The organism is Glycomyces rhizosphaerae (assembly GCF_042647865.1).
Taxonomy (GTDB): Bacteria; Actinomycetota; Actinomycetes; order Mycobacteriales; family Micromonosporaceae; genus Glycomyces; species Glycomyces rhizosphaerae.
On sequence record NZ_JBHRWO010000010.1, the window covers coordinates 803,192 to 814,737 of the forward strand.

Below are 11,546 nucleotides of genomic sequence, written 5' to 3' on the forward strand. Positions count from 1 at the left end.
CAACCGAAAGGTGTTCCCATGCGCAGAAGAGCGTTCGCCACGGCTTCGGCCGCCGCCGTCGCAGGGGTCGTCGGCGGTATCGCCGCCGCGTCCTCGGCCTCCGCCAACAACAGCTTCCCGGCCCCGCCGACCGGCGGCGGCCCGGACCTCCAGGCCACGGACACGCCGGTCGTCACCAACACCTACGGTCCCGGCGGCGAGGTCCACTACGACATCGAGCCGGTCAACCTGATCCTGGGCGAGTACAGCACCGGCGTCCAGCTCGAATGGGTCCAGTGGGGCCCCGATGTCGCCATCGCGACCGGGAACCTCCACGCCCTGTGGATCGACGACGACAGCTACGAGAACGTCACCGTCACCCTCTTCAACGTCCAGAACGGGTACTTCACCGAGTGGTGGGTGACCGGCCCCTTCGAGCAGCCCGAGCACACCATGGACCGCACCCACGGGTACATCCCCGGCTTCCTCGGCTAGTGCCGGTCCGGCCGCCGGAAGCCTCCGGCGGCCGGCCCTTCCCGCTAGGGAGCCCAGGTCAGACAAGTACTCGGGGCGTATATTCACGGTCCAACTCCAATGCTGTCGTTATGCGGGGATTGCCCGCATCAGGCGGCGCTGGCATGAACCGGTGGTGCTCTCGACGGGTGAACACCGTTTGTCGGGTTTCTTACCGGAGGTGTTCCAGCTGAGAGAACTCACAGGTGGAGTGGCCGTTTGCGGTTGGGCATCCATGCGCAATCCACGATAGGTTGTTGTCATGATGCAGATGCTCTGTCCGAAATGTCAGAACCCCATGCACCAGTACGAGCGCAACGGCGTAGTAGTGGAGCAGTGCTCCGAGTGCAAGGGCATTTTCCTCGACCGCGGTGAACTCGAGCACCTGATGAAGTTCGAGCAGTCCTTCCACGCCGGCCCCGCCGCCGTCGCCCCGGGCGTGCCTTCGGGTCCGCCGCCGCGCGACCCGCGCTACGACGACCGCCGTCACGATGACCGCCGCTACGACGACCGTCGCCGCGACGACGATCACCGCCGCGATCACTACGACGACCACCGGCGGAACGACGACTACTACTACAAGAAGAAGAAAAAGAAGAGCGTCTTCGAAGACCTCTTCGACTTCTAGCGGTCGCAGCGACACGCGCCGCCGGGCGAAGCCCGGCGGCCGCTTTGGTATGCGGGGTGGTTCGTTCAGCCGGCGAGGCGGTAGACCGCTCTCGGGGTCCACGGAACCGGTGCGCCGGTGAGGGTCTCGGAGGTCCAGTCGCCGGGGCTCGGGTGCGTGTACAGGGTGAAGGAGTCCACGCGGAACTTCGCCTCGAACGCGGCGAGGTCGCCGAAGGCTCGGTCGAGTGCGGCGGTGCCGACGTTCTGGGCGATCGTCACGTGCGGGTGGTACGGGAAGGTCCGCTCCCGGCGGGCCGGGCCCTGGCGGATCGCCGACTCCAGCTGCTCGCAGATCGCGATTCCGTCAACGACCGCCACGAACACCACTTCCGTCACCGGCCGGAACGAGCCGGTGCCCCGCAAGTGTAGGTCGAACACGGGGCAGGCCGCGGCCACACCCTCGAGATGCGCGCGGTACTCCTCGAGCGAGGACGCGGGGATCTCGGTGGGCCCCAGCAAGGTGAGATGCGCCGGGACGATCCAGCCCAGCGGGTCGCCGGAGGCGGCGCGGGCCGCGTCGAGGACCTCGCGCCAAGGCGAGGGCACGGGGATCGCCACGCCGACGGTGATCACCCGCTCGGCCGGACCAGGCTGCACCACTAAAGCGCCACCGGCGGGTAGAAGCCGATCTTCTTGTACGCCTTGGCGAGCGTGCGCGAGGCGACCTGCCGGGCCTTCTCCGCGCCCTTGACGAGGGTGCGGTCCAGCTCGGCCTTGTCGGCCAGGTACTCCTTGGTGCGCGCCGCGATCGGGCCCAGGTAGTCGGTCACGACCTCGGCGAGGTCGCCCTTGAAGTCGCCGTAGCCCTTCCCGGCGTACTCGGCCTCGAGCTTCTCGATCGTGGTGTGCCCGAGCGCCGCGTAGATGTTCAGCAGGTTCGACACGCCCGGCTTCTTCTCGGGGTCGTAGCGGACCTCGGCCTCGGAGTCGGTGACGGCGCTCTTGATCTTCTTGCGCATCTGGTTCGGCTCGTCGAGGAGGTACAGGACGCCGCGCGGGCCCGAAGAGGACTTCGACATCTTCTTCTCGGGCTCGGTGAGGTCCTTGATCGTCGCGGTCTCCTTGACGATGAAGGGGTCCGGCACCTTGAAGGTCTGGCCGTACGTGGTGTTGAACCGGATCGCGAGGTCGCGGGTCAGCTCCAGGTGCTGGCGCTGGTCCTCGCCGACCGGGACCTGGTCGGTCTGGTACAGCAGGATGTCCGCGGCCTGGAGGATCGGGTAGGTGAACAAGCCCACGGTTGTGCGTTCTTGTTTGGCCGACTTGTCCTTGAACTGGGTCATGCGGCTGGCCTCGCCGAACCCGGTCTCCGACCCGAGGATCCATGCGAGCATCGCGTGCTCGGGGACCTGCGACTGGATGAACAGGTCCGACCTGTCGGGGTCGACACCCAGCGCCAGGAGCTGCGCGGCGCTGACACGTGAGCGTTCGTGCAATACCTTTGGATCGTGATCGACGGTGATCGCGTGGAGGTCGACGACCATGTAGAACGCGTCCGCGGTGTCCTGCAGGGCCACCCACTGCCGCAGCGCGCCCAGATAGTTCCCGAGATGGAAAGAGTCCGAGGTCGGCTGAATGCCCGACAGGACACGGGGCTTGCGGTCGGCAGTGGTCATGGACCGATTCTGACATCCGGGATGCGAGGCCGACCACCCGGTATTGCGGCGCCGCCGATCCTGATGTTTAATTGTGTTGGATCTTGAGCACTCTGCTCTGGGAACACTAGGAGGCGGCATGCTGGCGCAGCAGCGACAGAGCCGGATCGCCGAACGAGTCCACCGGACCGGCGCGGTCCGCGTGGCAGAACTGGTCGAAGAGTTCGGCGTGTCCGACATGACCATCCGCCGCGACCTCGAAACCCTCGCCGACCGCGGCCTCGTCGCCAAGGTCCACGGCGGCGCCACCGCCGTCGACTTCGGCTCCACCACCGAGCCCGGCTTCGCCGTCAAGCAGGTCCGCCAAGAGGCCGAGAAGCAGGCCATCGCCGACGCCGCCGCCACACTCGTCGGCCCCGGCCAGGCCATCGCCCTCTCCGCCGGCACCACCACCTGGACCCTCGCCCACCGCCTCACCGACGTCCCCGACCTCACCGTCGTCACCAACTCGGTCCCCGTCGCCGACGTCTTCTACCGCGCCGGACGAGGCGACCAGACCGTCATCCTCACCGGCGGCGTCCGCACCCCCTCCGACGCACTCGTCGGCCCCTTCGCGGTCGCCTCCCTCGAACGCGTCAACGTCGACACCGTCTTCCTCGGCGTCCACGGCATGTCCGTCCGCGCCGGATTCACCACCCCGAACCTCCTCGAGGCCGAGACCGTCGCGACCCTCGCCGCCAAGGGCCGCCGCCTCGTGGTCGTCGCCGACCACACCAAATTCGACGTCGTCGGCATCGCCACGGTCGCCTCCCTCGACGAAGCCGACGTCATCGTCACCGACTCCCTCCTCGACGAGGAGGCCCGGCGCCAACTGCGCGAGCACGTCGACCAGGTCGTGCTCGCACCGGTGTCCGACCAGGTCAAGCGCAACCACACCGAGAAGAGACCATGACCGCGTTCCACATGGAGTCGGGCAGCCTCGCCGACGGCCGCCAGATCCTCTACTACAGCACCGGTCCCGCGACCGGCCGCGCCAGCTTCGCCGACAAGCGCGACCTCGGCGACCGCGTCCAAGCCGGAGAGATCCGCTACGACGTGCTCCGCGACGAATGGGTGGCCGTCTCCGCCGGCCGCTCCGGCCGCCCGCAGCTGCCCGTCGCCTGCCCGCTGTGCCCGTCCGAGGACGGCGAGCTCACCGAGATCCCGGCCCCCGACTACGAGGTCGCGATCTTCGAGAACCGCTTCCCGAGCTTCGGCGGCACCGAGCTTCCCGGAACGCTCGCACCGCAGGTCGACGGCGCCGCCATGGAGACCGCCGTCCCCGCGTCCGGCCGCTGCGAGGTCGTCGTCTTCTCCGACGACCACGACTCCTCGCTCGTCCACCTCAGCCCCGAACGCGTCGCCCTCGTCGTCCGGGCCCAGGCCCAGCGCACCGCCGACCTGTACGCCCGCGGTGACATCGCCCAGGTCTTCTGCTTCGAGAACCGCGGCGTCGAGATCGGCGTGACGCTCCACCACCCGCACGGCCAGATCTACGGCTACCCGTACGTCACCCCGCAGACCCAGAAGTACCTCTCGGCGGCCAAGCGCCACAAGGAGACCACCGGCCGCGACCTCTTCGACGACATCATCGAGTCGGAGAGCAGGAGCGAGCGCGTCATCGCCGAGAGCGACCACTGGATCGCCTTCACGCCCTTCGCCGCGCGCTGGCCCTTCGAGGTCCAGGTCTACCCGAAGGCCCGCTTCGCCGACCTCACCGAGCTGCCCGAGGAGTACATCGACTCCTTCGCGCCGCTCTACCTCGACCTGCTCAAGCGCTGCGACGCGGCCTACCCCGGCGAGCCGATGCCGTACATGTCCGGATGGCACCAGGCCCCGATCGGCGAGGACCGCGAGTTCGGCCGACTGCGCCTGGAGCTCGTCTCGATCCGCCGCGGCCCCGGCCGCGTCAAGTTCCTGGCCTCGTCGGAGTCCGTCATGGGCGGCTGGGTCCACGACTTGGGCCCCGAGGCCTCTGCCGCAATCCTCAAGGGAGCAAAGTGAAATACCTCGTCACCGGCGGCGCCGGTTACATCGGTTCGATCGTCGCCACGATGCTGCTCGAAGCGGGCCACGAGGTCGTCGTGCTCGACGACTGCTCGACCGGCGCCGCCGAGCGCGTCCCGGCCGGGGCCGTCCACATCCGCAAGACCGTCCAGGAGTCCGCCGAGGTCCTCGACGGCACCTTCGACGGGGTCCTGCACTTCGCCGGCCTCATCGCCGCGGGCGAATCGATGGCCAAGCCCGAGATCTACTGGCGCGACAACACCGCCGGGACGTTCGCGCTCCTCGCCGCCATGCGCGAAGCGAACGTGAAGACCCTCGTCTTCTCCTCGACCGCCGCCGTCTACGGCAACCCGACCGAGGTCCCCATCAAGGAGGACGCCGCCAAGGCCCCGACCTCCACCTACGGCGCCACCAAGCTCGCCAGCGACATGGCGATCGCCTCCGAGGTCACCGCCTACGGCCTCGCCGCGGTCTCCCTGCGCTACTTCAACGTCGTCGGCGCCTACAAGGACCAGTCCGGGATCTGGCACGGCGAGAACCACGAGCCCGAAACGCACATCATCCCGATCGCGTTCGACGCGGCCGCCGGGAAGCGCGCCTCCTTCGGGCTCTTCGGGGACGACTACCCGACCCCCGACGGCACCTGCATCCGCGACTACATCCACGTCGCCGACCTCGCCGACGCCCACCTGCTCGCCCTCAAGGCCGCCGAAGCCGGCGAGCACAAGATCTACAACCTCGGCAACGGCAACGGCTTCTCCAACAAAGAGGTCGTCGCCACCGTCAAGCAGGTCACCGGGGTGGACTTCCCGGTGGAGATCGGGCCTCGCCGCCCCGGGGACCCGGCCGAACTCGTCGCCTCCTCGGAGCGCGCCAAGACCGAACTCGGCTGGAAGCCCAGCCGCGACACCCTCGACCGCATGGTCGCCGACGCCTGGGAGTACTACCAGCATGCCCACGCCTGACCTCCACGCCATCGAACTCGCCGAGGCCGCCGCGGCCGCCTTCCGCGACGTGTTCGGCGCCGAGCCCGAAGGCCTGTGGGCCGCACCCGGCCGCGTGAACCTCATCGGTGAGCACACCGACTACAACGAGGGCTTCGTGATGCCCTTCGCGCTGCCGTTCTACGCCGCGGTGGCCGTCGCCAAGTCCGAGGCCTGGGAGTTCTATTCGACGTACGGCGAGGGCGACACCGTCCGCGCCGACTCGCTCGAGGGCGTCGAAGGATGGGCCGCGTACATCGCCGGCGTCGCCTGGGCCATGAACGAGTCGGGCTACCCGGTCGCACCGGCGCGCATCGCGATCAACTCCGATGTGCCGCACGGCGCGGGCCTCTCCTCCTCCGCCGCGCTCGAATGCGCGACGCTGATCGCGCTGGCCGACCTCTACGGCCACGAGATCGACCGGGCCGAGGCCGCGCGCATCGCGCAGAAGGCGGAGAACGAGTACGTCGGCGCGCCCACGGGCGTGCTCGACCAGTCGGCCTCGCTGCTGTGCACCGAAGGCAACGTCATGTTCCTGGACTGCCGGGACTTCTCCCGCGAGCAGGTGCCGTTCGACCTCGCCTCCGAGAACCTGACGATGCTCGTGATCGACACGCAGGCCCCGCACCGGCACGTCGACGGCGAGTACGGCCTGCGCCGCGCCGACTGCGAGGAGGCGGCCCGCCGACTCGGGGTGCCGTTCCTGCGGGACGCCCCGAGGGACGCGAAGCTCGACGACGAACGCCTGAACCGGCGGATGCACCACATCCTTACCGAGAACGAGCGCGTCCTGGAGACCGTGGCGATCCTCAAAGGCGGATCGGTGGCCGGGATCGGCGACCTGCTCACGGCCTCGCACGTGTCGCTGCGCGACGACTACGAGGTCTCCTCGGTCGAACTCGACTCGGCCGTCGACGCCGCGCTCGGAGCCGGGGCCTTGGGCGCGCGCATGACCGGCGGCGGGTTCGGCGGCAGCGCCATCGCCCTCGTCGAGTCGGCCGCGGTCGCGAAGGTGGAGGCCGCCGTGCTCGAGGCCGCCGCCGCGAAGGGCCTCCCGACCCCGCGGATCTTCGTCGCCCGCGCCGCTGCGGGAGCGCACCGAGTGGCCTGATGCCACTGCTGTGACAGCGAACAGAGGACCGGCTGCGCCAGAGCGGAGCCGGTCCTTTGCTCTGCAATACTCCTGAGCATGGAATTCGTCCACTTGCTGCTGCGCTATCTCCACCTGCTCGGTTTCGCCGCCGTCTTCGGCGGATGGCTGGTCTCCTTGCTCTCCAAGAAGTTCAACTTCAACGCCGCGATGCTCTGGGGCATCGCCACCCAGCTCGCCACCGGCATCGTCCTGTACGGGATCGTCGCCGCGGACGGCGACGCGAACCACGCCAAGCTCGGCGTGAAGTTCCTGCTCGCGCTCATGCTCGCCGTCATGATCGCGATTCCGGTGTGGAAGAAGCGTGAGAAGGTCGCAGCCGGGCACTTCTACGCGACCGGCGCGCTCATCGCGGTCACCGCGGGCGTGGCCGTTTTCTGGGTCTGACACATTTACGGCTCGCAAGCTTCGCCGAGGCCGGACAGGCCCCTCCGCAGGACCGAATTGTGACCGTTCGAGGGCCTGCGAGCTGCAATCGCGCCGTAGTGCGAACGAAACACCTGTTCACCGCTGGTCTCAGTCATAGGATGTTTCGGTAACGAAATCATCAAGGTCGGTGTCAAAGGCCATCTACTGCGGCCATGATTATGCGGGTATCGACTTACCCCTTGGAATTGTCAAAGGAGACCGAGATGGCTGTCAAGCCGTTCAAGATGGCCCTGGCGGGCTTCTCCGCCGTCGGCCTTGCCGCTCTCGCCGCTTGCGGCGAGGCCCCGTCCGAGAACGGCGGCGACGACAATGCCGACGCGTCGTTCCTCGCCTGCATGGTCACCGACTCCGGTGGCGTGGACGACAAGTCGTTCAACGAGTCCTCCTGGGCCGGCATGGAAGCCGCCGCCGAAGAGAACTCCGACATCAAGGTCGACTTCAAAGAGTCCTCCTCTGAGACCGACTACGACCCGAACCTGCAGGCCTCGGTCGACGACGGCTGCAACTTCATCATCGGCGTCGGCGGCCTCATGACCGAGAACGTGAACACCGCCGCCACCGCGAACCCCGATATCCCCTTCGCCACGGTCGACGGCTTCTCCGAGGTCGCGAACGTCTACTCGATCCAGTTCGACACCGCCCAGTCGGCCTTCCTCGCCGGTTACGTCGCCGCGTCCCAGACCAAGACCGGCACCGTCGCCACTTGGGGCGGCATGCAGATCCCGCCGGTCACCATCTTCATGGACGGCTTCGCCGAGGGCATCGAGAAGCACAACGCCGACAAGGGCACCGACGTCCAGCTCCTCGGCTGGAACGCCGAGACCCAGGAAGGCACCTTCCTCAACAGCTTCGAGGACACCGCCGCGGGCAAGAGCACCACTGACACCTTCATCACGCAGAACGCGGACATCATCTTCCCGGTCGCCGGCCCCGCCGGCCTCGGCGCTCTGACGGCCGCCCAGGAGAACGACGCGGTCAACGCGATCTGGGTCGACACCGACGGCTACGAGTCCACCGAGTACGGCGCCGAGCTCATCACCTCGGCCGAGAAGGGTCTCGCGACCGCGGTCAAGGACTCGGTGCTCGCCGCTTACGACGCCGCCAACGGCGGGGAGGCCATCTCGGGCTCCTACGTGGGCACGCTCGCCAACGACGGTGTCTCGCTCGCGCCGTTCCACGACTTCGACTCGGCCGTCTCCGACGAGACCAAGGCCGAGCTGGACGCGCTGACCCAGCAGATCATCGACGGCTCGCTCGTCGTCGAATCGCCGGCCAGCCCTGCCGCCTCGTAAGCGAGTGGATCGAAGCTAAGGACACGCATTGCGACTCGAACTGAAGGGCCTGACGAAGAAGTTCGGCTCGTTCACCGCTGACGACGACATCGACCTCGTGGTCGAGCCCGGCCAGATCCACGCCATCCTCGGCGAGAACGGCGCGGGCAAGTCGACGCTCATGAACATGCTCTACGGGATCCTGACGCCCACCAGCGGCGAGATCCTCATCGACGACGTGCCGGTGACCTTCACCGGCCCCGGCGACGCGATCGCCGCCGGGATCGGGATGGTGCACCAGCACTTCAAGCTCGTCGGGCCTTTCAGCGTCGCTGACAACGTGCAGCTGGGCCGGGAGCACACCCAGGGAATGGGCGTGCTCTCGGCCAAGGCCGCGCGCAAGGCCGTGCAGTCGGTCTCCGAGGAGTACGGCCTCAAGCTCGACCCCGACGCGATCTGCGAGGACCTGCCCGTGGGCGTCCAGCAGCGCGTCGAGATCGTCAAGGCCCTCTCGGGGCCGAAGACGGAACTGCTCATCCTCGACGAGCCGACCGCGGTGCTCACACCCGCGGAGATCACCGAGCTCCTGCAGATCATGCGGAACCTCGCCGCAGCGGGCACGTCGATCCTGTTCATCTCCCACAAGCTCAAAGAGGTCCAGGCCGTCGCCGACACCATCACGGTGATCCGGCGCGGCACGGTCGTCGCCGAGCTTGAGCCGACCGCTTCGGAGGCCGAGATGGCCTCGGCGATGGTCGGCCGCGCCGTCACGCTCCAAGTCGACAAGACCCCGGCCGAGCCGGGCGAGGCGCGCCTCGAAGTCGAGGACCTCACCGTCGTCTCCGACGCCGGCGTGAAGGTCCTCGACGGACTCGGACTCACCGTCCACTCCGGCGAGATCGTCGGTCTCGCGGGTGTGGAGGGCAACGGCCAGACCGAACTGGCCCGCTCGATCCTCGGCCTCATCAAGCCCGACGAGGGCCACATCGCGATCGACGGCAAGGACGTGCACGGCATCGGCCCGGCCCACCGCATCGCCGACGGCCTCGGCTACATCCCCGAGGACCGCGGCCGCGACGGCCTGGTCGCCGAGTTCACGGTCTCCGAGAACATCGTGCTCAACCAGTACCGCGAGGCCCCGTTCTCCAAGCGCGGCGCGGTCAACGCCGGGGCAGTGCGCAAGCGCGCGGTCGACTCGATCGCCGAGTTCGACATCCGCACGCAGTCCCCGGACGAGTCCGTCTCGTCGCTCTCGGGCGGCAACCAGCAGAAGGTCATCATCGCCCGCGAGTTCTCCCGGCCCCGCCGGTTCCTCGTCGCGGCGCAGCCGACCCGCGGCGTGGACGTCGGCGCGACCGAGTTCATTCACTCGCGCCTGATCGCCGAGCGCGACACCGGCACCGGGGTCCTGCTCATCTCGTCCGAACTGGACGAGATCTACGCGCTGGCCGACCGGATCGCCGTGATCTACAACGGCCGCATCGTCGGCGAGGTCGCTCCGGACACACCGCGCGAGGTGATCGGCCGCCTGATGGTCGGCGCCGACATCGCCGCGCATGCCCCCGAGACCACCGAGACCGACGCCGACGAGGAAGCCAATGGAGGTGACCGATGAGCACGGATACGACTGCCCCGAACGCAGACCAGCCTGCTGAGTCTTCGAACGACACGGGCGATTCCCCCGAAGCGAAGCCGAACTTCATGCGGCTCTTCGGCCGCTACCTGACCGAGGCGAACTCGGTCATGGTCACGGTCTACTCGCTGCTGCTGGCCTTCCTCATCGGCGCGATCCTCCTCATCGTCTCGGACGAGTACGTGCGCTCCACCTACACGTACTTCTTCGCCCGCCCCCAAGACGCCCTCTCGGCCTCCTGGTACCTGGTGCGCGACTCCTACCTCGCGCTGTTCGAGGGCGCGATCCTCAACCTGAACACCCTCGACCGGTACTCGACCGGGACCGCCGAGTTCGGCGACCTGCTCCGGCCCTTGTCGGAGACGCTGACGTACGCGACGCCGCTGATCTTCACCGGCCTCGCCGTCGGCCTGGCGTTCCGCGCGGGGCTGTTCAACATCGGTGCTCAGGGCCAGATGATCTTCGGCATGCTCGGCGCGCTGATCGTCGGCTTCGCCCTGGACCTGCCGGCCGTGATCCACCTGCCGCTGGCGATCATCGCCGGTGCGGTCGCGGGCGCCGCGTTCGGCGCCGTGCCCGGTGTCCTCAAGGCGACGACGGGCGCGCACGAGGTCATCTCCTCGATCATGCTCAACAACATCGCGGGCCTGTTCCTGGTGTGGGCCATCGGCACCGGCTTCCTGCACTCGGAGACGAAGACCGACCTCATCACCAAGCCGGTGGACGCCTCGGCGGTCATGCCGAAGCTGCTCTCCGGGCTCAGTGAGAGCCTGCGCGTGAACTGGGCGCTCCTGCTCGGCATCGCCGCGGCGGTCTTCACCTGGTGGCTGCTCTCGCGGTCCACGTTCGGGTTCCGCATCCGCGCGGTCGGCTTCAACGAGCACGCCTCGGCGACCGCGGGCATGCGCATCGGCTCGACGTACACGACCACGATGGCCGTCGCGGGTGGCCTCGCGGGCCTCGCCGGCGCGGCGCTGTCGCTGGGCGTCGGCTCCGCGGGCATCACCACGAACACGGCCCTGGAGTACGGGTTCGACGGCATCACCGTCGCCCTCCTGGGCCGCGCCAACCCCGGCGGCATCGTCGGGGCCGCGCTCCTGTTCGGCGCGCTGAAGGCCGGGGCCCTGTCGGCCCAGCCCGATGTGCCCGTGGACATCTCGACGCTGCTCCAGGCGACGATCGTGCTCTTCATCGCCGCTCCCGCACTGGTCAAGGCGATCCTGCATCTGCGCACGCCGCGCGGCGGCCTGGTCACCCTCGAAGCGAAAGGCTGGTGAG

The 11,546-nt window shown here is 68.4% G+C and carries 12 protein-coding genes; 10 read left to right on the plus strand and 2 right to left on the minus strand.

All coding sequences use genetic code 11. The features are described 5' to 3' along the window. Positions 1 to 18: 18 nt before the first annotated feature. Together ACFO8M_RS13515 and ACFO8M_RS13520 are read left to right on the plus strand one after the other, a co-directional pair. Positions 19 to 474 (plus strand): hypothetical protein, encoded by a 456-nt coding sequence (locus ACFO8M_RS13515; protein WP_387975948.1) that lies wholly within the window; start codon positions 19 to 21, stop codon positions 472 to 474. Positions 475 to 754: 280 nt separating this feature from the next. Next, entirely contained in the window at positions 755 to 1,120 is a 366-nt protein-coding gene (locus ACFO8M_RS13520) for a TFIIB-type zinc ribbon-containing protein (RefSeq protein WP_387975950.1), read from the plus strand. A 65-nt stretch (positions 1,121 to 1,185) separates the two neighbouring features. On the opposite strand, the gene ACFO8M_RS13525 is transcribed toward ACFO8M_RS13520, so the two are convergent. Both ACFO8M_RS13525 and trpS read right to left on the minus strand, forming a co-directional pair. Continuing rightward, entirely contained in the window at positions 1,186 to 1,758 is a 573-nt protein-coding gene (locus ACFO8M_RS13525; RefSeq protein ID WP_387975953.1) for a 2'-5' RNA ligase family protein, read from the minus strand. A 2-nt stretch (positions 1,759 to 1,760) separates the two neighbouring features. Next, positions 1,761 to 2,777 carry a tryptophan--tRNA ligase gene (gene trpS, locus ACFO8M_RS13530; RefSeq protein WP_387975956.1) on the minus strand — a complete coding sequence of 339 codons (1,017 nt, stop codon included), beginning with the start codon at positions 2,775 to 2,777 and terminating at the stop codon, positions 1,761 to 1,763. 118 nt (positions 2,778 to 2,895) lie between these two features. On the opposite strand from trpS, the gene ACFO8M_RS13535 reads away from it, so the two are divergent. The 8 genes from ACFO8M_RS13535 to ACFO8M_RS13570 all read left to right on the plus strand — a co-directional run bounded on the left by ACFO8M_RS13535 (position 2,896) and on the right by ACFO8M_RS13570 (position 11,545). Then, on the plus strand, positions 2,896 to 3,708 hold the full coding sequence (locus tag ACFO8M_RS13535; protein WP_387975959.1) for a DeoR/GlpR family DNA-binding transcription regulator: 813 nt from the start codon (positions 2,896 to 2,898) through the stop codon (positions 3,706 to 3,708). Further along, on the plus strand, positions 3,705 to 4,799 hold the full coding sequence (gene galT, locus ACFO8M_RS13540; protein WP_387975962.1) for a galactose-1-phosphate uridylyltransferase: 1,095 nt from the start codon (positions 3,705 to 3,707) through the stop codon (positions 4,797 to 4,799). The genes ACFO8M_RS13535 and galT overlap by 4 nt, the downstream gene beginning before the upstream one ends. Next, the gene (gene galE / locus ACFO8M_RS13545; RefSeq protein WP_387975965.1) at positions 4,796 to 5,767 is read left to right on the plus strand and encodes a UDP-glucose 4-epimerase GalE; all 972 of its coding nucleotides are present in this window, start codon (positions 4,796 to 4,798) and stop codon (positions 5,765 to 5,767) included. Before galT ends, galE begins: the two co-directional genes overlap by 4 nt. Continuing rightward, positions 5,754 to 6,896 carry a galactokinase gene (galK, locus tag ACFO8M_RS13550; RefSeq protein ID WP_387975968.1) on the plus strand — a complete coding sequence of 381 codons (1,143 nt, stop codon included), beginning with the start codon at positions 5,754 to 5,756 and terminating at the stop codon, positions 6,894 to 6,896. The genes galE and galK overlap by 14 nt, the downstream gene beginning before the upstream one ends. A gap of 78 nt (positions 6,897 to 6,974) precedes the next feature. Next, positions 6,975 to 7,322: a hypothetical protein gene (locus ACFO8M_RS13555; RefSeq protein WP_387975971.1), complete on the plus strand. Its 348-nt coding sequence runs from the start codon at positions 6,975 to 6,977 to the stop codon at positions 7,320 to 7,322. A 266-nt stretch (positions 7,323 to 7,588) separates the two neighbouring features. Further along, complete coding sequence (locus ACFO8M_RS13560; RefSeq protein ID WP_387976394.1) at positions 7,589 to 8,656, plus strand: BMP family lipoprotein; 1,068 nt, start codon at positions 7,589 to 7,591, stop codon at positions 8,654 to 8,656. Between the two features lie 28 nt (positions 8,657 to 8,684). Continuing rightward, on the plus strand, positions 8,685 to 10,250 hold the full coding sequence (locus ACFO8M_RS13565; RefSeq protein ID WP_387975974.1) for an ABC transporter ATP-binding protein: 1,566 nt from the start codon (positions 8,685 to 8,687) through the stop codon (positions 10,248 to 10,250). After that, entirely contained in the window at positions 10,247 to 11,545 is a 1,299-nt protein-coding gene (locus ACFO8M_RS13570; RefSeq protein WP_387975977.1) for an ABC transporter permease, read from the plus strand. Before ACFO8M_RS13565 ends, ACFO8M_RS13570 begins: the two co-directional genes overlap by 4 nt. Position 11,546: the final 1 nt, after the last annotated feature.